Origin of the sequence: Duganella aquatilis (genome assembly GCF_009674565.1) — a bacterium.
Taxonomy (GTDB): Bacteria; Pseudomonadota; Gammaproteobacteria; order Burkholderiales; family Burkholderiaceae_D; genus Rugamonas; species Rugamonas aquatilis.
The window spans coordinates 1-25,482 of the sequence record NZ_WKJL01000015.1 but is presented as its reverse complement, the minus strand read 5'-3'; the positions used below and the strand labels follow the sequence as shown (position 1 = coordinate 25,482).

The following is a 25,482-nucleotide window of genomic DNA, read 5'->3' as shown; positions in this document are numbered from 1 at the left end:
GACAATGCCCGGTTTTCCGGGCATTGTCGTTTTAGAGGCGCACACCAACCAGATTGATAGCGATCACCCGCATTGTGGTTTATGATCTGCCAACTATGACGGTTCTGCTCCCCAATGCCACCGAAGCCCAGCGCGATCAGCGTGATCAGCGCGAGGAGCAGTTGCGCCGCATGCTGCTGGAGCAGAAGGCTATTTTCGATAACGCGTCGGTCGGCATCCTGTTCAGCAAATCGCAGATCATGATGAGCTGTAACGCGCGCATGGCCGAGATGTTCGGCTACGCGCCGGGCGAGATGGAAGGGCTGCATTCGGCGGTGGTGTTCCAGTCGCCCGAAACCTACGAAGCGTTCGGCCGCGAAGCCTCGCCCTCGCTGAGCGCCGGCGCGCCGTTTGAAAAGGCCGCCCAGCAGTTCAAGCGCAAGGACGGCAGCCTGTTCTGGTGCCGCGTGCGCGCCAACGCGGTGGACTTCGAACACCGCGGCGGCGGCACCATCTGGATACTGGAAGACGTCACGCACTCGCGGCAGACGCAGATGGAGGTCGAGGCGATCATGACCAATGCCTCGATGAGCATCCTGTTCACCAAGAACCGCATCATCACGCGCTACAACCGCGGCTTTGCCGAGATGTTCGGCTACGACGAGCGGGCCGGCCTTGGCCTGCCGGGCCGCGCGCTGTATCCGTCGCAGGAAGCGTACGACAAGCTGGGCGCCGAGGCCTATCCCTTCCTCTCCATCGGCAAGCCGTTCCAGACCGAGATCGAGATGCGCCGCGCCGACGGCAGCACCTTGTGGGCACAACTGATCGGTTACGTGGTCAATCCCGACGATCCGACGCAGGGGACGATCTGGGTGATCGAAGACCGCACCGAGCAGAAACGCGCGGAGGAGGCGCTGCGCAACGCGCTGCTGGAGAACCAGGCGATCCTCGACAGCGCGGTGCTGGGCATCTCGGTGGTGGAGAACGGCCGCAACCTGCGCTGCAACCGCAAGATGGAGGAACTGTTCGGCTACGCGCCGGGCGAGATGAATCACCTGAGCGTGCAGGCCTTTTACGCCGACATGAACGCCTGGGAGCACGCCCGCGCCGAGACCGTGCGCGACTTCCGCGCCGGCCAGGTCAATGTGTCGGAATATGAACTGGTGCGCAAGGACGGCAGCACCTTCTGGGCGCGCCTGTCCGGCCGGCCGTTCGACCTGGCGCAGGCCGGCGGCCGCTCGGTATGGCTGGTGGATGACATCACCGCGCGGCGCGAAGCGGCGGAAGCGGTGGCCCGCGCGCGCGACGAGCTGGAACTGCGGGTGCAGGAGCGCACCGCCGAACTGGCCGGCGCCAACGCGCAGCTGCAGGGCGAGATCGTCGAGCGCCGCCAGGCGGAGGCGCGGGTGCACCACATGGCTTATCACGACAGCCTGACCGGCCTGCCGAACCGCGCGCTGCTGTCGGACCGGCTGGACCGCTCCATGCTGGCGGCGCAGCGTTTCGATCGCAAGCTGGCGGTGATGTTCATCGACCTTGACCGCTTCAAGACCATCAACGATTCGCTCGGTCACATGACCGGCGACCAGCTGCTGAAGGAAGTGGCCACGCGCCTGTGCCGCGCGGTGCGCGCCAGCGACACCGTGGCCCGGCTGGGCGGCGACGAATTCGTGGTGCTGGTGCCCGGCATCCGCCTGCCGGACGAAGCGGCGCAGGTGGCGGAAAAGATTATCGAGGCGCTGTCGGATGACTTTCCGCTGGAGGGGCGCAAGCTGCACATCACGCCGTCGATCGGCATCAGCATCTATCCGGACGACGGCGGCGATGTGGAAGCGCTGATGCGCAACGCCGACGGCGCCATGTACCACGCCAAGGCCAGCGGCCGCAATAACTACCAGTTCTTCAAGGAGTCGATGAACCAGACGGCGGCGCGCCACTTCGAGCTGGAATCCAGCCTGCGCGGCGCGCTGGCGGCCAACGAGTTCGAGCTGTACTTCCAGCCCATCATGGACATCGGCACGCGCCGCCTGCACGCGATGGAAGTGCTGCTGCGCTGGCGGCGCGGCGGCAACGAGCTGGTGACGCCGGACCAGTTCATTCCCATCATCGAGGAAAACGGCATGATCGTGCCGATCGGCGAGTGGGTGATACGCCAGGCCTGCAGGCAAAGCATGCTGTGGCAAAGCCAGGGCATGCTGCCGGTGCCGCTGGCGGTCAACCTGTCGCCGCGCCAGTTCATGCATCGCGGGCTGGTGGAGTCGATCCGCTGCATACTCGACGAAACGGGCATCGACCCGGCGCTGATCGAATTCGAAATCACCGAGACGGCGCTGATGCAGCACGGCGAGCAGACGCTGGAAATCCTCGGCCACATCAACGCCATGGGCATCCGCCTGTCGATCGACGACTTCGGCACCGGCTATTCGTCGCTGGCCTACCTGAAGCGCTTCCCGGTCAAGAAGATCAAGATCGACCGCGCCTTCATCAAGGATCTGGAACAGAGCGCGGAAGACCGCGCCATCGTGGCGGCGATCATCGCGCTGTCGGACAGCCTGCAGCTGTCGGTGGTGGCGGAGGGCGTGGAGACGGAAGGGCAGTACGCGCTGCTGCAGCGGCACGGCTGCCAGTTCGCGCAAGGCTATCTGTTCTCGCAGCCGGTGCCGCACATGACGGCCCAGCTGCTGCTGCCGCGCTGCTGATCCGCTATCAGCTGAACGTGGCGATCACCGGCGTGTGGTCGGACGGCTGTTCCCACTTGCGCGGCACGCGGTCGATGACGCAGGCGGTGCAGCGCTGCTTGAGCGCGTCGGACAGCAGCAGGTGGTCGATGCGCAGGCCCTTGTTCAGGCGGAAGCCCAGGCCGCGGTAGTCCCACCAGCTATACGATTTTTCCGGCTGCTCGAACATGCGGAAGGCGTCGGTCAGGCCGAGGTCCAGCAGGCGCTTGAGCTGCGCCCGTTCCGGCTCCGACACATGGACCATGCCTTCCCAGGCGGCGGGATCGTGGACGTCGCGGTCTTCCGGTGCGATGTTGTAGTCGCCCGCCACCACCAGTTGCGGATACGCGGCCGCCTGTTCGGCTATCCAGTCGTGGAAGGCGTTCAGCCAGGCCATCTTGTACTCGAATTTGTCGGAACCGAGCGCCTGGCCGTTGGGCACATAGGCGCACACCACGCGCACGCCGTCCACGGTGCCGGCGATGATGCGCTGTTGCGGATCGTCGAATTTCGGGTTGTTCTTGACGATGTCGTGGATCGGCAGGCGCGAGATCAGGGCCACGCCGTTATAGGTTTTTTGCCCCGTGTAGGCCACGTGATAGCCGGCCGCTTCCAGTTGCGCCAGCGGAAACTTGTCGTCGGTTAATTTTGTTTCCTGGATTGCTAGCACATCGGTGGGGTTCTCCTCTAGCCATTTCATAACGTGCGGCAGTCTTACGTTCAAAGAGTTAACATTCCAAGTAGCTATTTTCATGGCAGGGTTGCTTTCGTGCGGGTTCTAGTGACTAGCATCTTACAGCATCGCGGATTTAACACATCCGATATCATCTTGCAAAGTTGTATGAAAAAACATGAAAACCCCTTTCGCAACTCCGGTGCAGCGCCTAGAATGTTGCAAAATGTGTGAAATCGCAAAAAGATTGCCAATACTGCCCCCTAGTTATCAAAATATAACCTAAAGACGAGACAAAATAAGCAAAATAGAAATATACTAGCGAAAAGGGCCTGGAAAACTTGTGTTTCCGTCCGGCAAATCACTAAGCGTAATTTAAGTATCTTTTTGTGTTGTGGTGACGCAATAAATGATACTATACGGAAATTACTTGTGGAATTTACAGTGAATCGCGCCTGGCGCATTTACAAAGGAATAAAAAAATGCGAACTGCATTTGAGGCATGGGCACAGCGCGACGGCCATATCGTACGTCGCCGTGAAGACAAGCCAGACGAGTACCTGGTCTTCGAAACGCAACGCCGCTGGGTGATCTGGCAAGCGGCGCTGGAACATGGCAAAACGCCGGGCGGCCGTAAAACCGCCGCGCAGAAGGAAGCCGCCGCCGCCGAGAAGCGCGCAGCGGTTGCCGTGCAGCGTCCGCCAGCGATCAATCCTGACGAAGCCGCCGTGCGCAATCAGGTGCTGAACGAAGTGCTGGACGCCTTCTCCACGCTGGGCGGCGAGCGCGGCATGGACGACATCCTGAAAGTGGTGCAGGGCCTGAAGAAGAAGCAGGAAGAACAGGCCGACCAGCCTGTCGCCGCGCGGACTCTGGATCGCCACAACGCGTAAAGTGCAAGGCTTTACGCCGCTTGATTAAGCAAATAAACGCGCCGGCGGGCTGCTACACTGGTCTGACTCCATTTACTTGAGACAGACCATGTATCTCCGCTCCGCCGCCGCGGTAATTGCGCTCCTGGCCGCCATGGCTGGTTGCGCCTCCCTGACTGAATCCACCGAACAAAGCGTGCTGGTGCAAACCGTGCTCGATCACCGCGAGATCGCGGGCGTCGGCTGCGTGCTGTATAACGACGTCGGCAAATGGTTCGTCACCACGCCGGGCCGCGTGACGCTGCGCAAGAGCGCGGGACCGCTGCGCATCGATTGCCAGAAGGCGGACAAGGGCTGGGCATACGAGAAGGTCGAGTCCAAGGTGGACGGCAACCTGTGGGGGAATCTGGCGCTGACGGCCGGTGTCGGCTATATCGTCGACAAGAACACGGGGGCAGGATACGACTATCCGGCCACCTTGACGGTGGTGATGCACCCGGCTCAGGAAAAAGAAGAAGGGCCAGCGCCGGCGCCCGGCGTGACCCTGTTCTGATTATGTACGCGCGTTAGGCACGATTAATCAGGAAGTTCGACAGCAGCGGCACCGGACGGCCGGTAGCGCCTTTCGCGCCGCCCGATTTCCACGCGGTGCCGGCGATATCCAGGTGCGCCCAGGTGTACTTGCGGGTGAAGTTCTCCAGGAACGCGGCCGCCGTGCACGAGGCGCCGCCCGGCGTGCCGATGTTGGCCAGGTCCGCGAAGTTGGACTTCAGCTGCTCGTTGTACTCTTCGCCGATCGGCAGGCGCCATGCGGTGTCGCCGGCGTTTTTACCCGCGGCCATGATCTCGTCGGCCAGCTTGTTGTGGGCTTCGTCGTCGCGCGTGAACAGGCCGCTCTTATGGTGGCCCAGGGCGACGATGCAGGCGCCGGTCAGCGTGGCGATGTCGATCACGGCGGCCGGGTTGAAACGCTCGGCGTAAGCCAGCGCGTCGCACAGCACCAGGCGGCCTTCGGCGTCGGTGTTCAGGATTTCGATGGTCAGGCCGTTCATCGAGGTGACGATGTCGCCCGGCTTGGTGGCGCGGCCCGACGGCATGTTCTCGCAGGCGGCGATGACGCCGATCACGTTCAGCTTCAGGTTCATCTCGCCGATGGCGCGGAAGGTGCCCAGCACCGAGGCGGCGCCGCCCATGTCGTACTTCATCTCGTCCATGCCGGGACCGGCCTTCAGCGAAATGCCGCCGGTGTCGAAGGTGATGCCTTTACCGACCAGCACCACCGGCGCATCCTTGGCCTTGCCGCCCATGTGCTTGAGGATGATGAACTTCGGCGGCTGTTCGCTGCCGTTGGTGACGGACAGGAAGCTGTTCATTTTCAGCGCTTCCAGCTGCTTGCGGTCCAGTACTTCAACGTTGAACTTGTAGTCCTTGCCCAGTTTTTTGGCAGTGTTGGCCAGGTAGGTCGGGGTGCAGACGTTGGCCGACAGGTTGCCCAGTTCCTTGGTCAGGTCCATGCCGTTGGCGATGGCGATGGCTTGCACCAGCGCGGTCTTGGTCTCGGCGTTGCTCGGCACGGCCAGGGCGATTTTCTTCACGCCGGCAGGGGCCGGATCTTTCTTGCTCTTCTGGCCATCGGTGCGGAACACCGACTCGTGTGCGCTCTGCACCACGCAGCGGATCGCCCAATTCACGTCGCGCTCTTTCACTTCGGTCGCCGGCAGTGCGATAATAGCGTCGCTCGTGCCCAGGGTGGCGAAGACTTTCAGCGCCGCAGCCACGCCGCCGGCAAAGCTTTTCTCGCTGACCGCTTCATCGCTGCCCAGGCCGACCAGCAGCACGCGCTCGGCGCTGGCGCCTTTGACGCCGCGCAGCAGCAGGGTGGTGCCGGTTTTGCCGGTGATGTCGCCGGACTTCAGCGCAGCCGTGATTTCACCAGCGCCGTCCAGCGCCTTGGCAGCTTGCGACAGCTTTTTGTTCTCGAAGACCGCCACGGCGATGACGCCGGCTTTGGCCGTAGCGATGGTGTTTTTTGTGTCGAATGCTTTTATGCTAAAGTCCATTTGATTCTCCGTGTCGTGTACGTACTTAAAACTTGTGGTCCCGTATAGCGTATATATGGGCCAAACTACCGAATTATAATCTTCAATGATATTTCAACGCGCCCTACGACGAGAAATGGCCAGTGCCGCCGGCGCCAGCTTCACCGTGTTGTTCAGCATTAGCGTCACGTGGACACTGATCGGTGTTCTCGGCAAGGCCGCCGGCGGCAAGGCCGCCTCCAGTGACGTGATCGCGCTGATCGCTTTCGCCGTGCTGAATTATCTGCCAACTCTCGTCATCCTCACCAGCTTTATTTCGGTGCTGATGGTGGTCACGCGGACCTACCGCGATTCCGAAATGGTGGTGTGGTTCGCCTCGGGCCTGAGCCTGACGCGCTGGATAGGCCCGGTGCTGACCTTCGGCCTGCCGCTGGTGCTGGTCACCGCCGGCCTGAGTTTCGTCGCCACGCCGTGGGCCAAGCAGAAAAGCCTGGAGTACGTGGAGCGCTTTGAAAAGCGCGAAGACCTGCAGAAGGTTTCGCCGGGCCAGTTCAAGGAATCGGCGTCGGCCAACCGCATCTTCTTTGTCGAAGGCGTGGCCGGCAAGACGGCCGTGGTGCAGAACGTGTTCGTCAACACGGTCGACGAACACGGCACCGCCGTCATCGTCGCGCGCGAGGGCGTGGTCAATGACGGGCCGAAGGGCGAGCGCTACCTGGTGCTGAAGAACGGCCGCCGCTACCAGGGCACGCCGGGGCAGTCGGATTTCCAGACCATGGAGTTCGACACCTACAGCATGCGCGTGACGCAGCAGACGCAAGACCTGGACGCCGACCGCGACGCGGTGGCGCTGCCGACCATGGAACTGCTGCAGAAAACCGATTCCGTCTCGCGCGCCGAACTGCTGTGGCGCATGGCGCAGCCGCTGACCTGCCTGGTGCTGATCCTGCTGGCGGTGCCGCTGGGCTTTGTCAATCCGCGTGCGGGCAGCTCGGCCAACCTGATCATCGCGCTGCTGGTGTTCTTCAGCTATAACAACTTCGTCAAGCTGGTGGAGGCCAGCGTCAAGCAGGGCAAGGGCAGCTTTGCGCTGTCGTGGTGGCCGCTGCATTTGCTGGCGTTGCTGACCGTGGTCGGCCTGTTCGCATGGCGGTTGAACCTGAATCACCGCTATCACCCGATGGCGCTGGTGGCCGCGTACAAGCGCTCGCGCAACAAGAAAGACTGATCGCATGAAAATCCTGCAACGCTATTTCGCAGTCTCGATTCTGCAAGCGGTGGCCTTTGTGCTGGTGGCGTTTTTGGCGCTGCAAGCCTTCATGGACCTGACCGGCGAACTGCCGTCGGTCGGCAAGAACGGCTACGAGATCCAGTACGCCTTCCTGTATGTGCTGGTGCAGCTGCCGGCCCACGTGTATGAGGTGATGCCGCTGGCGGCGCTGATCGGCACCATCTACACCATGGCGCAGTTTGCGGCCACGTCGGAATTCACCATCATGCGCGCTTCCAGCATGTCGACCGGCATGGTGGCGTGGATGCTGGCCAAGATCGGCCTGGTGCTGGTGATTATCACCTTCATTTTCGGCGAGCTGATTGCGCCGCGCACCGCGCCGCTGGCCGACAAGATCAAGCTGAGCGCCCGTGGCGCCGCCATCTCGTCGGAATTCCGTTCCGGCCTGTGGACCAAGGATATCGTCAAGTCCGAGGGCATGACCGGCACCGTCATCGGTTCGCGCTTCTTCAACGTGCGCCAGGTGCGTCCGGACGGCATGCTGATCGGCGTCAAGCTGTACGAGTTCGACACCAGCTTCCGCCTGCGCTCCATCACGCTGGCCAAGACCGGCACCTTCCAGGGCAATAACAAGTGGCTGCTGAACGATGTCACGGAAAACCTGTTCACCAATCCCGAGCTGCTCAAGCCGGGCGCGGAAGCCAACCTGGAAAATAACTTTGCGCAGGAATCGAGCATGATCGAAACCCGCCACAGCGCCACCAAGGATCTGCTGTCGGAGATTACGCCGAAGATCCTGGCGGTGGCCGGTTCCGATCCGGAGCGCATGTCCGCCAACGAACTGGCCGTGTACACCCGCCACCTGCAGGAGAACAAGCAGGAGACCGAGCGCTTCAAGATCGCCTTCTGGAAGAAGCTGTTCGACCCGCTGGCCATCTTCGTGCTGATGGCGCTGGCCCTGCCGTTCGGCTACCTGCACACGCGTAGCGGTGGCGTGAGCCTGAAAATCTTCGTCGGCATTATGATAGGCGTGAGCTTCCTGCTGGTGAATACGCTGTTCTCGCACCTCGGCCTGTTGAGCACCTGGCCGGCGATCATGACGGCGGTTGCGCCGAGTTTGTTGTTCCTGCTGCTGGCGCTATGGGCCTTGTGGTGGGTGGAGCGGCACTAGATGAGTCAACAACGCGCACTGATTCTGTTTGCCCACGGCGCCCGCGCGGCGTCCTGGGCGGCGCCGTTCGAGCGTTTGCGCGACCTGACGCAGGCGCGCGAGCCGGGCGTGCGCGTGGTGCTGGCGTATCTGGAACTGATGCAGCCACGGTTGCCGGAAGTGACGGCCGCGCTGATCGCCGACGGCATCAGCGACATCACCGTGGTGCCGGTGTTCCTGGGGCAGGGCGGCCACGTGCTGCGCGACCTGCCGCTGATGGTGGACGAACTGCGCGCCGCCCATCCGCAAGCCGCCATCACCGTGGTGGAGGCGGCCGGCGAGAACGAGGCGGTGCTCAATGCGCTGTCCGACTACTGCGTCAACGCGCTAGTGCATCCGTCGCCAGACTGACAGCGGCACCTGCCCGTCCGGCCGCGCCGGCACGCGGTAGCTCAGTTCCTCCCCGTTCAATTCATAGCGGCGCTCCTGCCGCGTGCCTTCCCAGTTGGCGAAGCCGGCGCTCTCGATGATGAAGGTCAGCGTGCGCGAAGGCTCGTCGATGGACAGGCGGCCGAAGTGCGTGCTCGATCCTTCGACAGCGGCGCGGAATTCCTGCGGCGTGCCGGACTTTTTATCGCCGCCGGCAAAGCGCGGCCGCTCCTGCTGGTAGATCTGCACCGAGTAGCGGCCATCTGTATCGATCATCATCACGCCGCTGGGCGCATCGCCGTAGTCGTGCACGCGCGTGCCGTCCGCTTGCAGGCGGTCGGCGGCGACCAGCTTCCAGGTGCCGGTCAGCGGAAAGGGCTGGGCGGCCATCGCGGCTTGGTGCGCGGGCACCCACATCATCAGGCAAAACAGGCGGTTCAACAGTTTCATCGCATCTCCTTTCAAATAAGGACACGATAGCGGCGATTCCGCCTGCGCAAAATTAGCAAAACCTGCGCGCAATGTGTGCATAATTGCACAATGAGCCAACCTAACTGGGACGACCTGCGCTTCTTCCTTGCCCTGCACGACGCCGGCACGCTGTCCGGCGCCGCGCGCGCGGCCGGCGTCGAGCACACCACCGTGGCGCGCCGCATCGACGCGCTGGAGGAGAAGCTCGCCGTCAAGCTGTTCGACCGCTTTCCCAAAGGCTGGTCGCTGACGGCGGCTGGCAAGGCGCTGGTGCCGCATGCGCGCAAGATGGAAGAGAGCCTGCACGGATTGATGCGCGAAGCCAGCGGCACCACGGCGCTGAGCGGCAAGGTGCGTGTGTCGGCGCCGCCGGCGGTGACGGCCTGGGTGTTGGCGCCGCGCTTGCCGCCGGCGCTGCACCGGCTGCCGGGCATCGAACTGGATCTGCGCGCCGAGCTGCGCGTGACGGACCTGATGCGGCGTGAATCGGACATCGCGCTGCGCTACACGCGTCCCACGGCGCCGGGGCTGGCGGTGCGCAGCGTGGCGACGGTGACCTACCGGCTGTGCGCCACCGAAGCCTACCTGGCCTCGCGCGCGCCGGAGCAATGGGAATTCCTGGGCTACGACGAACTGCTGCAGCACGCGCCGCAACATCAATGGCTGGAGAAGATACGCGGCATGCGCCGCTGCTATATGCGCGCCAACGATCTTGGCACCCTGTACCAGGCCACGCTGGCGGGCAGCGGCGTGGCGGTGCTGCCGGATTATTTTCCGCTGGCGGGACTGGTGGAGATCGAAGCGTCGCTATGTCCGATCAAGCGCAAGCTGTGGATCGTGATGCATGAAGACGTGCGCCGAGCGGCGCCGGTGCGCGCCGTCGCCGACGAGATCATCGCGCTGTTTACTTCCGTGGGATGATCTTGACTTCGTAGATCTTCGGCCAGAGTTTGCCGGTGACGAACAGGCGTTTTTTCTCGGCGTCCCAGGCGATGCCGTTCATGACGTTTTCGCCGGTCGGGCCTTTGCCGGCTTGCGGATACAGCTTGCTGAAGTCGATCCAGCCGGTGATCTTGCCGGTGTTCTGGTCGATGCGGGCGATGGTGTTGGTGTGCCAGATGTTGGCGAAGATTTCGCCGTCCACCACTTCCAGCTCGTTGAGCTGGTCGACGGCGATGCCGTCCGCCGTCACCTTCACGCGCCGCACTTCAAGGAATGTTTTCGGATCGAGGAAGCGCAGCGTGGCGGTACCGTCGCTCATCACCAGTTCCTTGCCGTTCTGCGTCAGGCCCCAGCCTTCGCCGGGATAGGCGAACTGGTTTTTCAGCTCGAAGGTTTTCAGGTCGAACACGAAGCCGGTCTGCGTCTGCCAGGTCAGCCCCACCAGCGTGTCGCCCCAGATCGTCAGGCCCTCGCCGAAGTACTGCGGCGGGATGTCCTTGCTCTGCAGGACCTTGCCGGTTTCCAGGCTCACCTTGCGGATCGACGATTTGCCGCTCAAGCCGGTGCTCTCGTACAGGAAGCCGTCGCGGTACAGCAGGCCTTCGGTGAAGGCCTGCGTATCGTGCGGATAGCTGCGCACCACCTTGAAATCGTAGGTGGGCAGGGCGGCCGATGCGACGGCCGGCCACAGGGCGGAGAGGAGGAGGGCTTGCGCGACAATCTTTTTCACTATGCAGTCACCGAATTTTGTAGTTCAACCATGGCGTCCAGCGTGGTGCCGGGAGCTGCCAGCTCCGCTTGCACGCAGGCGCGCGCTTCGGGCGCCTGCACCAGGTCCACAGCCTGGCGGCGGGCGCGCTCCGACGCAGCAGTATCGCCGCAGCCGTCCAGCAAGTCCAGTACCAGCGACACTTCGATGATGTAGTTGTATACGTCGGCCAGCAGTTCGGCGATGCCTTCGTTGGTCAGAGCGTTGATATTGTTCTTCAGCTGATTCAGGTTGGCCGCCGCCTGCGCCAGGTGCTGCTCGGGATCGGGCAGGTAGCGGCGCGCCAGCGCGAAGTCGCCGCAGACCATGATCGAGCGCAGCGCGGCCAGCCCCACCTGCTGCGCCAGCGGCTGCGGCAGGCGCTGGAACAGGTGATAGGTATGCTGCAAGTCGCCCAGCTTGTCGTTGAGGATGTGGATATCGTTGAACAGGCCGGCGTCGGCCGGTGCGGCCAGCAGCTGCGCCGTCAGGCGGTCGCGCAGCTCGACCAGCGCACGGCGCGCCGGCAGGTGTTCGCTGGCCAGCCTGGCCCACGAGGACAGCACGTAGGACAGCCGCAGCGAGGCGGTGGCGGGATCTTGGGCGGTGGCGTCGAACAGCCAGACGTAATCCGACAGCGCGGCGTCAAATTCGCCGGCGGCGTGGGCGCTCCAGGCGCGTTCCAGTCGTTGAACAGTGTCCATTGCAACCTCTTGTGATGGGAGTGGACATTTTAATACCGAAAGAGGGAAGTCAGGCGCGGAGTTGGGTGGCTATTGGGCCGCTACTCTCTGTATTGAAGCGCTGGTGCGGACGCGCGCGCATCGCTTCGCCGATCATCACCAGTACCGGGCCGTGCGGCGTGCCGAGGCCTTGCGCCAGGCGGGCGATGTCGATGCGGTGGATCTGCTGGTCGGCGCGGCTGACGTTCTCGATCACCACCACCGGCTTGTCCGGCGCGTGGCCGTGCGCCAGCAGGCGCTCGGCGGTGGCGATGGCTTCGCGGCCGCCCATGTACTGCACCAGCGTGTCGGTTTCCGGGATGGCGTCGTGGTCCGCATGTTCCGGCGCGGTGGAGGAGGTGAAGAAAGCGACGCTGCGGGCCACACCGCGCTTGGTCAATGGCTGTTGCGTGGCTGCCGCCGCCGCGACGGCGGTGGTGATGCCGGGGACGACATCGACCGCGATGCCGGCTTGCTCCAGCGCGCGCAGTTCTTCATCGGCGCGGCCGAACAGCATCGGGTCGCCGCCCTTGAGCCGCACCACCAACGACGCGCGGCCGGCGGCTTCCACCAGCTGCTGGTTGATGACCTGCTGCGCCACCGAACGCTGGCCGCTGCGTTTGCCGACCGGGATCTTCTCCGCCTGCGGGCACAGTTCCAGCATCTCGGGCGTCACCAGCGCGTCGTGCAGCACGATATCGGCTTGCGCCAGCAGGCGCGCGCCGCGCACGGTGATCAAGTCCTGGGCGCCGGGGCCGGCGCCGATCAAATACACCTTCCCGAGTGCCGGCATGGCGTTACAGGCGGATCATGCCTGCGGCGACGGTCTGGTGCGTCACCTCGTCGATCAGGATGAAGGCGCCGGTGGCGCGGATGTCGCTATAGGCGTCGGCCGCCAGCGGCTGCTGTACGGTCAGGCCGATGCGCGCGATGTCGTTCAGCTTCAGGCCTTCGGCGCCGTGGCGCTGCTGGGTGTTGATGTCCAGCAGGGACTCGATCGCCGTCACCTTGGCGGAAGTCCGCTTGGTGCCGTGCTTGATCCAGTACTTGCGGCGCTGGTCCAGCGGCTCGTCCGACATCCAGCAGACGTCGGCCTGCAGCTGTTTCAGCTGGGTGGCCGGTTGCGCGGCGCTGGCCAGCAGGTCGCCGCGCGAGATGTCCAGGTATTCGTTGAGCAGCAGCGTGATCGACTGGCCCACCACCGCCGACTGGTGCGAACCTTCCAGCGTCAGGATGTCTTTCACGGTCGCGCTCTGGCCCGAAGGCTGCACCACCAGCTTGTCGCCGACCGACACCTTGCCGGCTTCGATGCGGCCCATGTAGCCGCGGAAGTCATTGGCTTCGTGGCCGTTGTGGCGCGCCACCAGTTGCACCGGGAAGCGGAACGGCGCGTCGTGCGATTCGTCGTACACCGACAGCGATTCCAGCAGCTCGATCAGCGTCGGGCCCTGATACCAGCCCAGCTTCTCGCTCTTTTCCACCACGTTGTCGCCGGTCAGGGCGGACAGCGGAATCGGCATGATGTCCTTCAGGCCAAGGCTGGCGGCAAATTCGCCGTAAGCCTTGACGATGCGGTCGTAGATGCCCTGGTCGTAGTTCACCAGGTCCATCTTGTTGACGGCCACGATCACGTGCTCGATCTGCAGCAGGTGGGCGATGGTCGAGTGGCGCTTGGTCTGGATCAGCAGGTCCACGCCGCCGTCCTCGCGCAGCTTCACCTTGGATACGTCGACCAGGATGATGACCGCGTCGGCGGTCGAGGCGCCGGTCACCATGTTGCGGGTGTACTGTTCGTGGCCCGGCGTGTCGGCGATGATGAACTTGCGCTTCGGCGTGGCGAAGTAGCGGTAGGCCACGTCGATGGTGATGCCTTGTTCGCGTTCGGCTTCCAGGCCGTCGGTCAGCAGCGACAGGTCGACGGTGTCGCCGACGGTGCGCTTGTGCTTGGAGCGCGACATGGCGTCCAACTGGTCGGCGAAGATGCCCTTGCTGTCGAACAGCAGGCGGCCGATCAACGTGGATTTGCCGTCATCGACGGAACCGGCGGTAATAAAGCGCAGCAGGCTTTGTTCGTTGGTGTTCTGAGTCATTAGAAGTATCCTGCTTTTTTACGTTTTTCCATCGATGCTTCGGACGTCTGGTCGTCCATGCGGGTGGCGCCGCGTTCGGTCACCTGGGTGATCGCGGTTTCCGCGATGATCTGGTCCACCGTGGCCGCGTCGGAGGACACCGGGCAGGTGCACGAGATATCGCCCACGGTACGGAAGCGCACCACTTGCGTTTCGACGGTTTCGCCTTCGCGCGCCGGCGTCAGGTCGGTCAGCGGCACCAGCAGGCCGTTGCGCGGAATGACCTTGCGTTCGTGGGCGAAGTAGATCGGCGGCAGTTCCAGCTTTTCGCGGGCGATGTACTGCCACACATCCAGCTCGGTCCAGTTCGAGATCGGGAACACGCGCATGTTTTCGCCTGGATGGACGCGGGTGTTATACAGATCCCACAGTTCCGGGCGTTGCGACTTCGGATCCCACTGGCCGAATTCGTCGCGGAAGGAGAAGATGCGCTCCTTGGCGCGGGCCTTCTCTTCATCGCGGCGGGCGCCGCCGATGCAGGCGTCGAAGCCATGTTCGGCGATGGTTTCCAGCAGCGTCACCGCCTGCGCGGCGTTGCGCGAATCGGTTTGCGGATTACGCAGGCGCACCGTGCCCTTGCGGATCGATTCTTCCACCGAGCCGACGATCAGGCGTTCGCCCAGTTCGGCCACGCGCTTGTCGCGGAAGGTGATGACTTCTTCAAAATTGTGGCCGGTATCGACGTGCACCAGCGGGAACGGGAATTTGCCAGGGCGGAAAGCCTTCTCCGCGATGCGCAGCAGGACCACCGAGTCTTTACCGCCCGAGAACAGCAGGGCAGGATTGCTGCATTCGGCAGCCACTTCGCGCATGATGTGGATCGCTTCGGACTCCAAAGCGTCGAGGTGGCGCGCGTTCACGTGCACATTGTTTTCTACTAAAGCGTTCATTGGATCTCTTTCAAGCTGCAACAGATTTAATGCGTATCAGTTTGCCGTCGACGACGTGCAGGCCGCATTCTTTCGATTCCGGGTTCTCCCACCACCAGCGGCCGGCGCGGACATCCTCGCCTGGCTGGATGGCGCGGGTACACGGTTCGCAGCCGATCGACGGATAGCCTTGATCGTGCAGCGCGTTGTAAGGCACGTTGTTCTCGCGGATGTAGTGCCACACATCCTCCTCCGACCAGTCGGCCAGCGGATTAAACTTGGTCATCAGGTGGGCGGCGTCGTCCTCTTCCACCATCAGCGAGCCACGGGTGGCGGCTTGCGCGCGGCGCTGGCCGGTGACCCATGCCTTCTTGCCCAGCAAGGCGCGGCCCAGCGGCTCGACCTTGCGGATGCGGCAGCATTCCTTGCGCATCTCGACGCTGTCATAGAAGGCGTTCAGGCCATTCTGCGCGACGTAGGCGTCCACCGCCTCGGTCTGCGGCTTGAACACCGCGATCTCGTAGCCGTAGTGTTCTTTCACCCTGTCCAGCATGGCCAGCGTTTCCTTGTGCAGGCGGCCGGTTTCCAGCGAGAAGATTCCGATGTCGTACCGGCCCTTCAGGATCAAATCGGTCAGCACCATGTCTTCCGCCGCCAGCGAGGAGGCGAAGACGGCCGGGGTAAAGTCGCTGGCGATGCGGGACAGCGTGGCGCGCGTATCCGCAATCAGCTTGCTCAGGTCACTCATTGCTGCTCCAATCAGATGCCGGCGCCGTCGTTGTTGGTGCTCGCCGGCGCGGGACGCGCAAAGCGGCGGAACAGCGGCACTTTCTGGTCAACCGACGCCTGGTAGGTTTCGGAGAAATCGGACAGGCCTTTCAGCGCATCGTGCACGTCGCGGTCGGAACGCACCGAGTAGGCGTTGAAGCCCACGCGCTGCATCGAGAACAGCTGGTCGCGCAGCACGTCGCCGATGGCGCGCAGTTCGCCGGTCCAGCCCAGGCGGGTGCGCAGGTTGTAGGCGATCGAGTAACCGCGGCCGTCGGTAAATTTCGGGAAATCGACAGCGACCACCGGGAAGCGGGACAGGTCGTCCTTGATCGCTTCCGGACGCTCGTCGCTGGCGATCCAGACGCCGATCTCGCCGGCGTCGGAGCGCGCCGCCAGCACGTCGCGCTGCACCAGCCACAGGCTTTGCGGCACGATGAATTTGCCGGCCGGGACGGACACGGTGGCCGGATCGTGCGGCGGCGCGCCTTCGGCCGGTTCGGCCAGGCGCAGCACCTGCCAGTCATCCGCGACGACTTCGCGGCCCTTGATGATCAGGTTCTTCACTTCAGACATATTCATCCTCTCCAACCAGGCGGCCGCCTTTTTCGGCGATCGGCGTGGCGTACACAAATTCCTTGAACGGGGCGACGCCGATGCGCTGCACGCAGGCGGCAAACGATTCGTCTTCAAAACGCTCGCGCAGATAGACTTGCAGCAGGCGGTCGATCACTTCCGGCATTTGCAGCGCGGAGAACGACGGGCCGATGATCTTGCCGATGGCGGCGTGGTTGCCTTGCGCGCCGCCGATCGACACCTGATACCATTCGCTGCCATCCTTGTCGACGCCCAGCACGCCGATGCTGCCGACGTGATGGTGGCCGCAGGCGTTGATGCAGCCGGAGATATTCAGTTCGATCTCGCCGATGTCGTGCTGGTAGTCGAGGTTCTCGAAGCGCTCCGAAATGGCGGCGGCGATCGGCAGAGACTTGGCGTTGGCCAGCGAGCAGAAGTCGCCGCCAGGGCAGCAGATCATGTCGGTCAGCAGGCCGATGTTCGGCGTCGCCAGGCCGTGCGCCTTGGCTTCCTGCCACAGCGCGAACAACTGCGACTGTTCGACGTCGGCCAGCACCACGTTCTGTTCGTGGGTGACGCGCAGTTCGCCGAAGCTGTAGCGGTCCGACAGGTCGGCCATGAAGTCCATCTGCTCGGCGGTGGCGTCGCCCGGCGGCACGCCGGTTTTCTTCAGCGACAGCACCACGGCGGCGTAGCCAGGCTGCTTGTGCGGCTTGACGTTGCGGCTGACCCAATTGGCGAAGGCCTTGTTGCCGGCCTGCGCGGCGACGACGTCGCTGTCTTCCAGCTGCTTGTACGCAGGCGGCTGGAAGTAGTCGATCACGCGCTGCATTTCTTCCACGGTCAGGGTTTCCGGACCGTCTTTCAGGTCGGCCCATTCTTCTTCGACCTGGCGGGTGAATTCTTCCACGCCCACGGCCTTCAGCAGGATCTTGATGCGGGCCTTGTACTTGTTGTCGCGGCGGCCGTACTGGTTATACACGCGCATCACGGCTTCGGTGTAGGTCAGCAGGTGCTGCCACGGCAGGAATTCGCGGATCACGCTGCCGATGATCGGCGTGCGGCCCATGCCGCCGCCGGCCATGAATTTGAAACCGACTTCGCCGGCTTCGTTGCGCACCACGGTCAGGCCGATGTCGTGGATGGCGATGGCGGCGCGGTCTTCCACGGCGCCGTTGATGGCGACCTTGAATTTGCGCGGCAGCGCCAGGAATTCAGGGTGGAAGGTCGACCACTGGCGCAGCACCTCGGCGTACGGACGCGGATCGATGATCTCGTCGGCGGCAACGCCGGCGTAAGGATCGGACGTGGTGTTGCGGATGCAGTTGCCGGAGGTCTGGATGGCGTGCATCTCCACCGATGCCAGGTCGGTCAGGATGTCCGGGGTCTGTTCCAGCTCAACCCAGTTAAACTGGATGTTTTGACGGGTGGTGAAGTGACCATAGCCGCGGTCGTACTTGCGGGCGATATGGCCGAACATGCGCATCTGCTTGCTGGCCAGCAGGCCGTACGGCACGGCGATGCGCAACATGTAGGCGTGCCGCTGCAGGTACAGGCCGTTTTGCAGGCGCAGCGGCAGGAATTCGGCTTCGGTCAGCTCATCGGCGAGGCGGCGGCGTACCTGGTCGCGGTACTGGGCGATGCGCTCACGGACGATGAGGTGGTCGTATTGGTCGTATTGATACATGTATATTCTTCCTGGATAGTCGCTGATTCCCCAAACTAGGCCTAATAGTAATAAACTTCGTCTTTATTCCATACGACTTAGTCTTTATTTGCTTATATAAGGATTGGGCATAAGCATGGACGCTAATAATTTTAAGATGGGTCAAGACCTGCAATGAACCTTCACCAACTGCGCTTTGTGCGCGAAGCAGTACGCCAGAATTACAATTTGACGGATGCCGCCAAGGCGCTGTTCACCTCGCAGCCGGGGGTGTCCAAGGCGATTATCGAGCTGGAGGAAGAACTTGGCGTCGATATCTTCACCCGCCACGGCAAGCGCATCCGCGGCCTGACCGAGCCGGGGCGGCTGGTGCTGTCGTCGGTGGAACTGATCATGCAGGAGATCGACAGCCTCAAGCGCATCGGCAAGGAATACGCGGCGCAGGACAGCGGCAGCTTCACCATCGCCACCACCCACACCCAGGCGCGCTACACGCTGCCCAAGGTGGTGCAGGCCTTCATGGTGAAGTTCCCGAAAGTGCGCCTGTCTTTATTGCAAGGAAATCCGCAGCAGATCGCCGAGATGGTGCAGCGCGACCAAGCCGACCTGTGCATCGCCACTGAATCGATCGCCGGCGTGACCGGACTGGTAACATTGCCATGCTATCAATGGGAGCACGTGGTGGTGGTGCCGCCCGATCATCCTTTGCTGCGCACGAGGCAGCCGACGCTGGAAGAGATCGCGGCTTTCCCGATCATCACGTATGATGGCGCCTTCGCCGGCCGCAGCAAGATCGACCACGCGTTTTCCCTGCGCGGCCTGAAGCTGGACGTGCTGCTGGAAGCCATTGACGCCGATGTCATCAAGACTTATGTGGAGTTGGGCATGGGGATTGGTATCATAGCGGGCATGGCCTTCGACGCCGAGCGCGACAAGAACCTGCGCGCCATCCCGGTGGGACACCTGTTCGGCATGAACGTGTCGCGGGTGGCGGTCAAGCAGGGCGCTTATCTGCGCAGCTATATCTACACCTTTATTGAACTGCTGGCCCCGACGCTCAACCGCAAGTTGATCGAACAGGCCATGAGCGGTGAAAAAGAGAACTACGAACTATAAAAGAAAGCATCAACATGATTACCAACCAGTTGACACAATATTACGCCGTCAACGCGGACAACTATGACCAGGTCTACGCGCAGGAAGAGCGCTTCGATGACCTGGATGATCTGCAGGAGATGGTGGCCGAGCTGTTCACCGGCCACAAGGTGCTGGAGCTGGCCTGCGGCACCGCCTACTGGACCGACCTGATCGCGGAAACCGCCGAGTCGGTCTACGCCACCGATATTTCGCAGGAAATGCTGGACCTGGCGGAAACGCGCGGCCTGGACGAGGACATCGTCACCTTCGGCCAGATGGACGCCTTCAACCTGCCGGACGGCCTCGAAGGCCAGTACACCGCCGTGTTTGCGGCCGGCCTGTGGAGCCACGTGCCGCGCGAGCAGTACGACAGCTTCCTGAAAACCCTGCGCGCCAAGCTGGGCAAGGACATCCTGGTGGTGTTCCTCGACGAATCGTATGTCGATGGCAACTCGATGGTGATCGCCCGCACCGATGCGGAAGGCAACACCTACCAGATCCTGACCGCCGACGACGGCCAGCGCTACGAGATCATGAAGAACTACCTGACCGACAGCACGCTGCGCAAGCGCTTCACCAACCACGCGCGCCAGATCCGCGTCGAACGGCTGGAGTACTACTACTTGTTGAGCTGCCGCCTCAAGTAATACCTCAAATAATCGAAAAACCGGGGTCAGTGCCGACATTCGGACATTTCGTACGCGAAATGTCCGAATGTCGGCACTGACCCCGGTTTTTTTCGCTTAATGATGTCGATTTACAACAAATTAGTGATGTCACATTGTTGAAGTAATTGATAGGCATGATTCTCGCCGTGGATCAGCAACGCAATCTTTTCTTCAACCTCAAGTAGAGAACATCAAGTGAAAAAACTTACTCTGGCAGCAATGATCATCGGCGGCTTCGCAGCGCAAGCCCAAGCTCAATCGAACGTGACCATCTACGGCCTGGTGGACGCCGGTATCGTCAGCGAGCGCGGTGGCGTGGCAGGCAACGTGACCAAAGTTACCAGCGGCATCGGCGGCCAGTCCCGTCTGGGCTTCCGCGGTACCGAAGACCTGGGCAACGGCCTGTCGGCGATCTTCCAGCTGGAAACCGGCTTCAAGGCCGATGACGGCACCCTGGACAGCACCAACACCATCTTCAACCGTCAAGCCTTCGTCGGCCTGAAAAGCAAGGACGCCGGCCAGCTGACCATCGGTCGTCAATACACCCCGCTGTACCTGGCGCAAAGCCAGGTGGCCGACCCGTTCGGCGCAGGCTATGCCGGCACCATCAAAAACCTGTTCCCATCGGCCGGCGCCAACACCCGCGTCAGCAACGCCCTGGTGTACTCGACCCCGACCATGAGCGGCTTCAGCGCCGACGCCCTGTACGCCCTGGGCGAGCAGGCTGGCAGCGCCACCGCCGGCCGTCAGTTCGGCTTTGGCCTGAACTACGCACAAGGCCCGCTGAACGCGCGCCTGGTGTACAACAACAAAAACAACGACACCGCTGCTGTCGGCACCACCCCTGCCAAAGTGCAGGACACCGGCCGCAACACCATGTTCGCCGCCAACTACGACTTCCAGGTCGTCAAGGCCTACTTCGCCTACGGCGCGGACAAGGGCGTGAACAGCGCCGTGCTGCCAACCGCCAACGCCTTCGGCTACACCGTGGCGCCAAAGCCTAGCACCGACAGCAACGACATGCTGATCGGCGCGCAGATCCCGGTTGGTTCGGGCACCATCATGGCGTCGTACATCCGCAAAAACGACAAGACCGTCAACAACCAGGACGCCGATCAGTGGGCGCTGGGCTACCTGTACAACCTGTCGAAGCGTACCGGCGTGTACCTGGCTTACGCCAAGATCAAAAACAAAAACGGCGCTGGCTACACCGTGGGTAACAACAACGAAGCTGGTACTGGCGATAAAGCATTCAACGCCGGCATCCGTCACTCGTTCTAAGCTGGTCTAGGCAGTTTCCGGCGGCGGCAGCGGCAGACGGATCATGATCCGCGTGCCGCCGTCGCTGACGATGGCGATATCGCCATGCAGTGCCCAGACGCGTTCGCGCATGCCGATCAGGCCGAAGGACGATGCCTTGTCCATGTCCGTTTCGGCGATGCCGCGGCCGTCGTCGTGTATCGTGATGTGCAGCGTTGTATCCTGCCGGTGCAGCGACAACGCCACCGTACGCGCCTGCGCGTGGCGGGCGATGTTGGTCAGCGCTTCCTGCACGATGCGGAAGATGGCCGTACTGTAGGCGTCATCCAGCGCCAGTTCCTCCTCGCTCGCATCCAGCGTGCAGTCGATGTTGTTGCGCTCCACAAATTCCTGGCGCAGGCTTTCCAGCGCAAAATACAAACCTCCCTCATCCAGCGCGCGCGGCCGCAGGTTGCCGGCGATGCGACGCAGCGACGTGATCGCCGTCATCAGCAATTCATCCATGCCGGCCTGCAGCTTGCGCGCCGCCGCGCCGTTGACGCTGTGCCGTTGCAGCAGCCCGAGGTCGCCGCGCAGCGTGGCCAGCAGCTGGCCCAGGTCGTCGTGCAGCTCGCGTGCGATGTGCTTGCGCTCTTCCTCGCGGATGGTCTGCAGCGCTGCCGACAGCTCGCGCAGCTGTGAATACGATTGCTCCAGCTGTTCCTGCACCTGCTTGCGCTCGGTAATGTCGCGCAGGATGATGGTGTAGATGTGGGCGCCATTCTCGTTCAGCGAGGAAATCGTGCCTTCCAGCGGAAAATGCTGGCCGGTGGCTTTCAGGCCCGTCACCGCGTAGTCGCTGGTGCGCCGGCCTTTCATGCGCATGCGGATGCCGGTGTTGCCGAAATACTGGATGGCGCCGTTCTCCAGCCGCTGGCGCTGGTCGCGCGGGATGTAGCGCTGCAGCGGCGCGCCCCGCATGGCCCGCACCGTGGTGCCGAACATGGCGGCCGCCGATGGATTGACCTGGAGAATGTGCTGGCGCTCGTCGGTGGAGATGATGGCGTCGGTGGCGTGCCGGATGATGCCCCGGCTGCGCTTGGTCATGGCGGCGGAGCGCGCGCAGGACCAGCCCATGCGCCACGACAGGCGGCTGGCCGCCGCCAGCGCGGACAGGATGAACAGTGCTTGGATGCGACGGCCCATGGTGTGCCTCCCTGCGGCCGAAGGACCGCGTGGAGTCACACTAAAGCAGGCACGGTTGAGGTGATTTGATTTACATCTGCTTGAAGAGATGCAGGAAGCTGCGGCTCACTTCCAGCTTGTCGGAGCGGCCCTTGATCATCACCAGGTGGCGGCCGCGGATGTCGCGCGTCACGCCTTCGATGGCGTTGACGTTGACCAGCGTGGCGCGGTGAATCTGCCAGAACAGGGCGGGGTCCAGTTCCTCGGCCAGGTCGCGCACCGGCTTGCGTATCAGCGCTTCGTATTTCTCGGTCTGCACGCAGGTGTATTTTTCGTCGGAACGGAAGAACAGGATTTCCTCGACCGGAATCATGCGCAGGTCCTGGCCGATGCTGGCCTGGATCCATTGCAGGTGCGCCGGTTTTGGCGCGGCGATTTTCTCGGTCAGCTGCGCCAGCATGGCGGTGACGCTGGCGCTGACGTCGGTGGCGGCGGCCGGCTTGCTCAGACGGGTCTTGAGGCGGTCGACCGTGACCTGCAGGCGCTCCGGCTCGGGCGGCTTCAGCACATAGTCGATGGCGCCGCGCTCGAAGGCTTCCACGGCGTAGGCGTCGTAGGCGGTCACGAACACGATGTTGCTCTTGTTGCCGATCACGGCGGCCGCTTCCATGCCGGTCTTGCCTGGCATGCGGATGTCGAGGAAGGTGAAGTCCGGCTTGAGCTGGTCGACCAGCTCGATGGCCTCGTCGCCATTCTTGGCCTCGCCAATAATGTCCAGCTCGGGCCAGACCTGGCCCAGGCGCATGCGCAATTGGTCGCGCATCAAACGTTCGTCATCTGCAATGATTGCTGTAGGCATTGTTCGGGTGTGTAAGATTGTTTAAATTATTATTCAACGAATCGCGTGAATAAGCAATCACGATGATTTTTTCGCCAGCTGGTAAGGCACTTCGATGGTGACGATCACGCCGCTCGGGCTGTTGGCGGCGATCAGCAGCTGGCCCTGGTCGCCGTGCAGCAGTTTCAGGCGTTCGCGGATATTGCTCAGGCCCAGGCCGGTGCCGTCGCTGGGTTTGGCGCCGAAGCCGAGGCCGTTGTCGGTGACGATGACGCGCAGCTTGTTGTGGGCGACGTCGGCGCGCACCTTCAGCGTGCCGCCTTCCGGCTTGCCTTCCAGGCCGTGCTTGATGGCGTTTTCCACCATCGATTGCAGCATCATCGGCGGGAAGGCGGCGGTGCGCAGGCCGTCCGGCACGTCCAGTTCCACCGTCAGGCGCTCTTCCATGCGCATTTTCAGCAGGTTGAGGTAGGCCTCCACCATGTCGGCCTCGCGGCCCAGGTTGGTGACCAGCGCGTTGTCGCGCATCTGCGGCAGCACCGCGCGCAGGTATTTGATCAGGCTGCGCTGCATGGCGGCGGCGCGCGGCGGATCGGTCTCGATCAGGTGTTCCACCGAGGCCAGGGTGTTGAACAGGAAGTGCGGCTCGACCTGGGCTTGCATCGTCTGCATCTTGGCTTCGCTCAGCTGGCGCTGCATGGATTCGCGTTCGGCGGCAGCGTTGGCGGTCTGGGTTTCCGCTTCCGCGCGTTTTTTGCTGCCCATCAGGAACTTGGTGGCGAACAGGGCCAGCACCAGCAGCGTGATGAAACTCTTGAACCAGGTCGAGGCCTGGCCGTGGTAGCGGGCCACTTTCTGCTCGGCGGCGTCGTCGACCGCTTCTTCGATCGCGTTGGACAGTTCCTCGCCAATTTGCGGCGGCAGGTCGATATGGACTTCCTCGCCCGGCAGCGAGGGCAGGGCAGGCACCGAGGCGGCGCCCTTGGCAGGTTTCGCTGGCTTGGCTGGCTTGGCGGGTGCTTCCGGCGCTTCGGGGGCTTCAGGCGCCTCGGGAGCTTCCGGCGCTTCTGGGGCCTCGGGAGCGGCGGTGGGTGCGCTGCTGTCGTCGCTGTTCTTGTTGCGGATCTTGCCGCGCTGGCTGAAGTGGATGCCGCTGTCGTCGATGCGGATATTGGTGTCGGGATTTTTACGCTTGCTGGAGCGGCTCTGCTCGATCTCTTCCTGGACCGGATTCGACGAAAACAGTTCGTCCTGCAGAATGGAGCCGGCAATCAGCATCAGGATGGCAAACACCAGGAACTTCCACCACGACAGCTGGGTCACCCAGGTGGCGGTGGCGTCGAAACCGCGATGCAGCCAGCTGCCGGCGGTTTTCAGGGTGTCTTGCACTTTAGGCGTAGGAAACATGAACGGCTTTCACTCTTAACATGAGGCAAGTGTAACGAGCATCCCATATAGATGCCATGCGATTGCGACAGTCTGCAAGAAATGGGGAGTGGACGGCAAGTTGAAAGGAATTGCTTGCCAAACTACTGCGGCGTTGCTATAGTTCGGTCCCTCGCGAAACACCGCAGACGCTGCAAAGCGAAACGATGAAAAACGAGGGGTTGACGAGATAAATCAAATGCTTCATAATCTCGCTTCTTCGCTGACGGACAAAACGATTTGTCAGCGCGCAATACAAGATCTTTAAAAATTTACAGTCGATAAATGTGGGCGTTTGATGCAAGTGCACGCTGAACTTAGGTTCAGCGAAACTAAAAGCATTAAATGCTCAACAAGAAATACTGTCAGTATTTTGAGTGAGCGAACCTGGTCAGAAATGACCATAAACAGAGATTAAACTAAAGAGTTTGATCCTGGCTCAGATTGAACGCTGGCGGCATGCCTTACACATGCAAGTCGAACGGCAGCACGGAGCTTGCTCTGGTGGCGAGTGGCGAACGGGTGAGTAATATATCGGAACGTACCCTGGAGTGGGGGATAACGTAGCGAAAGTTACGCTAATACCGCATACGATCTAAGGATGAAAGTGGGGGATCGCAAGACCTCATGCTCCTGGAGCGGCCGATATCTGATTAGCTAGTTGGTGGGGTAAAGGCCCACCAAGGCATCGATCAGTAGCTGGTCTGAGAGGACGACCAGCCACACTGGAACTGAGACACGGTCCAGACTCCTACGGGAGGCAGCAGTGGGGAATTTTGGACAATGGGGGCAACCCTGATCCAGCAATGCCGCGTGAGTGAAGAAGGCCTTCGGGTTGTAAAGCTCTTTTGTCAGGGAAGAAAAGGCTGTGGCTAATATCTGCGGCTCATGACGGTACCTGAAGAATAAGCACCGGCTAACTACGTGCCAGCAGCCGCGGTAATACGTAGGGTGCAAGCGTTAATCGGAATTACTGGGCGTAAAGCGTGCGCAGGCGGTTTTGTAAGTC

At 62.3% G+C, this 25,482-nt stretch carries 24 protein-coding genes and 1 rRNA gene; 11 read left to right on the top strand and 14 right to left on the bottom strand.

Annotated features, from left to right (window positions below; translation table 11 throughout):
• Positions 1-95 precede the first annotated feature (95 nt).
• The gene (locus tag GJ698_RS19255) at positions 96-2,678 is read left to right on the top strand and encodes an EAL domain-containing protein (RefSeq protein WP_229260075.1); all 2,583 of its coding nucleotides are present in this window, start codon (positions 96-98) and stop codon (positions 2,676-2,678) included.
• Between the two features lie 7 nt (positions 2,679-2,685).
• Here GJ698_RS19255 and xth read toward each other — a convergent pair whose 3' ends face one another.
• Positions 2,686-3,450, bottom strand: a complete 765-nt coding sequence (gene xth, locus GJ698_RS19250; RefSeq protein WP_154359482.1) for an exodeoxyribonuclease III — start codon at positions 3,448-3,450, stop codon at positions 2,686-2,688.
• A gap of 401 nt (positions 3,451-3,851) precedes the next feature.
• On the opposite strand from xth, the gene GJ698_RS19245 reads away from it, so the two are divergent.
• Together GJ698_RS19245 and GJ698_RS19240 are read left to right on the top strand one after the other, a co-directional pair.
• On the top strand, positions 3,852-4,262 hold the full coding sequence (locus tag GJ698_RS19245; RefSeq protein WP_154359481.1) for a phiTE_015 family protein: 411 nt from the start codon (positions 3,852-3,854) through the stop codon (positions 4,260-4,262).
• Between the two features lie 88 nt (positions 4,263-4,350).
• Entirely contained in the window at positions 4,351-4,794 is a 444-nt protein-coding gene (locus GJ698_RS19240) for a hypothetical protein (protein ID WP_229260074.1), read from the top strand.
• Between the two features lie 13 nt (positions 4,795-4,807).
• Here GJ698_RS19240 and GJ698_RS19235 read toward each other — a convergent pair whose 3' ends face one another.
• Complete coding sequence (locus GJ698_RS19235) at positions 4,808-6,301, bottom strand: leucyl aminopeptidase (RefSeq protein WP_154359480.1); 1,494 nt, start codon at positions 6,299-6,301, stop codon at positions 4,808-4,810.
• A gap of 115 nt (positions 6,302-6,416) precedes the next feature.
• Here GJ698_RS19235 and lptF point away from each other — a divergent pair, with 115 nt between their 5' ends.
• Genes lptF through GJ698_RS19220 form a run of 3 tightly spaced genes read left to right on the top strand, consistent with a single transcriptional unit; the run spans position 6,417 to position 9,072 of the window.
• The gene (gene lptF / locus GJ698_RS19230) at positions 6,417-7,508 is read left to right on the top strand and encodes an LPS export ABC transporter permease LptF (protein WP_229260073.1); all 1,092 of its coding nucleotides are present in this window, start codon (positions 6,417-6,419) and stop codon (positions 7,506-7,508) included.
• Positions 7,509-7,512: 4 nt separating this feature from the next.
• The gene (gene lptG, locus GJ698_RS19225; protein WP_154359478.1) at positions 7,513-8,682 is read left to right on the top strand and encodes an LPS export ABC transporter permease LptG; all 1,170 of its coding nucleotides are present in this window, start codon (positions 7,513-7,515) and stop codon (positions 8,680-8,682) included.
• Positions 8,683-9,072: a sirohydrochlorin chelatase gene (locus GJ698_RS19220; protein ID WP_154359477.1), complete on the top strand. Its 390-nt coding sequence runs from the start codon at positions 8,683-8,685 to the stop codon at positions 9,070-9,072.
• Here the strand turns inward: GJ698_RS19220 and GJ698_RS19215 are convergent.
• Positions 9,049-9,540, bottom strand: a complete 492-nt coding sequence (locus GJ698_RS19215) for a lipocalin-like domain-containing protein (RefSeq protein ID WP_154359476.1) — start codon at positions 9,538-9,540, stop codon at positions 9,049-9,051. The genes GJ698_RS19220 and GJ698_RS19215 overlap by 24 nt on opposite strands.
• Before the next feature lie 90 nt (positions 9,541-9,630).
• Here GJ698_RS19215 and GJ698_RS19210 point away from each other — a divergent pair, with 90 nt between their 5' ends.
• Positions 9,631-10,482: a LysR family transcriptional regulator gene (locus GJ698_RS19210; protein ID WP_154359475.1), complete on the top strand. Its 852-nt coding sequence runs from the start codon at positions 9,631-9,633 to the stop codon at positions 10,480-10,482.
• Here GJ698_RS19210 and GJ698_RS19205 read toward each other — a convergent pair.
• The 8 genes from GJ698_RS19205 to GJ698_RS19170 are packed head-to-tail and all read right to left on the bottom strand — an operon-like array spanning position 10,466 to position 18,002.
• A complete protein-coding gene (locus GJ698_RS19205; protein WP_371865384.1) occupies positions 10,466-11,233 on the bottom strand; it encodes a glutaminyl-peptide cyclotransferase in 768 nt (255 codons plus the stop codon). The two genes, GJ698_RS19210 and GJ698_RS19205, sit on opposite strands and share 17 nt — an antisense overlap.
• The gene (locus GJ698_RS19200; protein ID WP_154359474.1) at positions 11,233-11,955 is read right to left on the bottom strand and encodes a hypothetical protein; all 723 of its coding nucleotides are present in this window, start codon (positions 11,953-11,955) and stop codon (positions 11,233-11,235) included. The genes GJ698_RS19205 and GJ698_RS19200 overlap by 1 nt, the downstream gene beginning before the upstream one ends.
• 49 nt (positions 11,956-12,004) lie before the next feature.
• Positions 12,005-12,766, bottom strand: coding sequence for a uroporphyrinogen-III C-methyltransferase (gene cobA, locus GJ698_RS19195; RefSeq protein ID WP_154359473.1), 762 nt, complete (start codon positions 12,764-12,766; stop codon positions 12,005-12,007).
• Positions 12,767-12,770: 4 nt separating this feature from the next.
• Complete coding sequence (locus GJ698_RS19190) at positions 12,771-14,063, bottom strand: sulfate adenylyltransferase subunit 1 (RefSeq protein ID WP_154359472.1); 1,293 nt, start codon at positions 14,061-14,063, stop codon at positions 12,771-12,773.
• Positions 14,063-14,992: a sulfate adenylyltransferase subunit CysD gene (cysD, locus tag GJ698_RS19185; protein WP_154359471.1), complete on the bottom strand. Its 930-nt coding sequence runs from the start codon at positions 14,990-14,992 to the stop codon at positions 14,063-14,065. Before cysD ends, GJ698_RS19190 begins: the two co-directional genes overlap by 1 nt.
• Before the next feature lie 10 nt (positions 14,993-15,002).
• A complete protein-coding gene (locus GJ698_RS19180; protein ID WP_154359470.1) occupies positions 15,003-15,719 on the bottom strand; it encodes a phosphoadenylyl-sulfate reductase in 717 nt (238 codons plus the stop codon).
• Between the two features lie 11 nt (positions 15,720-15,730).
• Positions 15,731-16,315, bottom strand: coding sequence for a DUF934 domain-containing protein (locus tag GJ698_RS19175; RefSeq protein WP_154359469.1), 585 nt, complete (start codon positions 16,313-16,315; stop codon positions 15,731-15,733).
• The gene (locus GJ698_RS19170) at positions 16,308-18,002 is read right to left on the bottom strand and encodes a nitrite/sulfite reductase (protein ID WP_154359468.1); all 1,695 of its coding nucleotides are present in this window, start codon (positions 18,000-18,002) and stop codon (positions 16,308-16,310) included. Before GJ698_RS19170 ends, GJ698_RS19175 begins: the two co-directional genes overlap by 8 nt.
• A 153-nt stretch (positions 18,003-18,155) precedes the next feature.
• Here GJ698_RS19170 and GJ698_RS19165 point away from each other — a divergent pair, with 153 nt between their 5' ends.
• The 3 genes from GJ698_RS19165 to GJ698_RS19155 all read left to right on the top strand — a co-directional run bounded on the left by GJ698_RS19165 (position 18,156) and on the right by GJ698_RS19155 (position 21,067).
• Positions 18,156-19,097: a CysB family HTH-type transcriptional regulator gene (locus tag GJ698_RS19165; RefSeq protein WP_154359467.1), complete on the top strand. Its 942-nt coding sequence runs from the start codon at positions 18,156-18,158 to the stop codon at positions 19,095-19,097.
• A gap of 14 nt (positions 19,098-19,111) precedes the next feature.
• Positions 19,112-19,765 (top strand): class I SAM-dependent methyltransferase, encoded by a 654-nt coding sequence (locus GJ698_RS19160; protein WP_154359466.1) that lies wholly within the window; start codon positions 19,112-19,114, stop codon positions 19,763-19,765.
• 216 nt (positions 19,766-19,981) lie between these two features.
• Entirely contained in the window at positions 19,982-21,067 is a 1,086-nt protein-coding gene (locus GJ698_RS19155) for a porin (RefSeq protein WP_503826447.1), read from the top strand.
• 6 nt (positions 21,068-21,073) lie between these two features.
• On the opposite strand, the gene GJ698_RS19150 is transcribed toward GJ698_RS19155, so the two are convergent.
• From GJ698_RS19150 to GJ698_RS19140, 3 genes are all read right to left on the bottom strand, one after another.
• Positions 21,074-22,231 (bottom strand): sensor histidine kinase, encoded by a 1,158-nt coding sequence (locus GJ698_RS19150; RefSeq protein WP_154359465.1) that lies wholly within the window; start codon positions 22,229-22,231, stop codon positions 21,074-21,076.
• A 70-nt stretch (positions 22,232-22,301) separates the two neighbouring features.
• Complete coding sequence (locus GJ698_RS19145) at positions 22,302-23,069, bottom strand: LytR/AlgR family response regulator transcription factor (protein WP_154359464.1); 768 nt, start codon at positions 23,067-23,069, stop codon at positions 22,302-22,304.
• A gap of 57 nt (positions 23,070-23,126) precedes the next feature.
• Positions 23,127-24,455, bottom strand: coding sequence for a sensor histidine kinase (locus tag GJ698_RS19140; protein WP_154359463.1), 1,329 nt, complete (start codon positions 24,453-24,455; stop codon positions 23,127-23,129).
• 434 nt (positions 24,456-24,889) lie between these two features.
• Here GJ698_RS19140 and GJ698_RS19135 point away from each other — a divergent pair.
• Positions 24,890-25,482, top strand: a 16S ribosomal RNA gene (locus GJ698_RS19135); the annotation flags it as partial.

What these genes read in the sequence shown, in the direction of transcription:
- GJ698_RS19255 (WP_229260075.1), top strand. Translation starts at nt 96, where the DNA reads ATGACGGTTCTGCTCCCCAATGCCACCGAAGCCCAGCGCGATCAGCGT.
- xth (WP_154359482.1), bottom strand. Translation starts at nt 3,450, where the DNA reads ATGAAAATAGCTACTTGGAATGTTAACTCTTTGAACGTAAGACTGCCG.
- GJ698_RS19245 (WP_154359481.1), top strand. Translation starts at nt 3,852, where the DNA reads ATGCGAACTGCATTTGAGGCATGGGCACAGCGCGACGGCCATATCGTA.
- GJ698_RS19240 (WP_229260074.1), top strand. Translation starts at nt 4,351, where the DNA reads ATGTATCTCCGCTCCGCCGCCGCGGTAATTGCGCTCCTGGCCGCCATG.
- GJ698_RS19235 (WP_154359480.1), bottom strand. Translation starts at nt 6,301, where the DNA reads ATGGACTTTAGCATAAAAGCATTCGACACAAAAAACACCATCGCTACG.
- lptF (WP_229260073.1), top strand. Translation starts at nt 6,417, where the DNA reads ATGGCCAGTGCCGCCGGCGCCAGCTTCACCGTGTTGTTCAGCATTAGC.
- lptG (WP_154359478.1), top strand. Translation starts at nt 7,513, where the DNA reads ATGAAAATCCTGCAACGCTATTTCGCAGTCTCGATTCTGCAAGCGGTG.
- GJ698_RS19220 (WP_154359477.1), top strand. Translation starts at nt 8,683, where the DNA reads ATGAGTCAACAACGCGCACTGATTCTGTTTGCCCACGGCGCCCGCGCG.
- GJ698_RS19215 (WP_154359476.1), bottom strand. Translation starts at nt 9,540, where the DNA reads ATGAAACTGTTGAACCGCCTGTTTTGCCTGATGATGTGGGTGCCCGCG.
- GJ698_RS19210 (WP_154359475.1), top strand. Translation starts at nt 9,631, where the DNA reads ATGAGCCAACCTAACTGGGACGACCTGCGCTTCTTCCTTGCCCTGCAC.
- GJ698_RS19200 (WP_154359474.1), bottom strand. Translation starts at nt 11,955, where the DNA reads ATGGACACTGTTCAACGACTGGAACGCGCCTGGAGCGCCCACGCCGCC.
- cobA (WP_154359473.1), bottom strand. Translation starts at nt 12,766, where the DNA reads ATGCCGGCACTCGGGAAGGTGTATTTGATCGGCGCCGGCCCCGGCGCC.
- GJ698_RS19190 (WP_154359472.1), bottom strand. Translation starts at nt 14,063, where the DNA reads ATGACTCAGAACACCAACGAACAAAGCCTGCTGCGCTTTATTACCGCC.
- cysD (WP_154359471.1), bottom strand. Translation starts at nt 14,992, where the DNA reads ATGAACGCTTTAGTAGAAAACAATGTGCACGTGAACGCGCGCCACCTC.
- GJ698_RS19180 (WP_154359470.1), bottom strand. Translation starts at nt 15,719, where the DNA reads ATGAGTGACCTGAGCAAGCTGATTGCGGATACGCGCGCCACGCTGTCC.
- GJ698_RS19175 (WP_154359469.1), bottom strand. Translation starts at nt 16,315, where the DNA reads ATGTCTGAAGTGAAGAACCTGATCATCAAGGGCCGCGAAGTCGTCGCG.
- GJ698_RS19170 (WP_154359468.1), bottom strand. Translation starts at nt 18,002, where the DNA reads ATGTATCAATACGACCAATACGACCACCTCATCGTCCGTGAGCGCATC.
- GJ698_RS19165 (WP_154359467.1), top strand. Translation starts at nt 18,156, where the DNA reads ATGAACCTTCACCAACTGCGCTTTGTGCGCGAAGCAGTACGCCAGAAT.
- GJ698_RS19160 (WP_154359466.1), top strand. Translation starts at nt 19,112, where the DNA reads ATGATTACCAACCAGTTGACACAATATTACGCCGTCAACGCGGACAAC.
- GJ698_RS19150 (WP_154359465.1), bottom strand. Translation starts at nt 22,231, where the DNA reads ATGGGCCGTCGCATCCAAGCACTGTTCATCCTGTCCGCGCTGGCGGCG.
- GJ698_RS19145 (WP_154359464.1), bottom strand. Translation starts at nt 23,069, where the DNA reads ATGCCTACAGCAATCATTGCAGATGACGAACGTTTGATGCGCGACCAA.
- GJ698_RS19140 (WP_154359463.1), bottom strand. Translation starts at nt 24,455, where the DNA reads ATGTTTCCTACGCCTAAAGTGCAAGACACCCTGAAAACCGCCGGCAGC.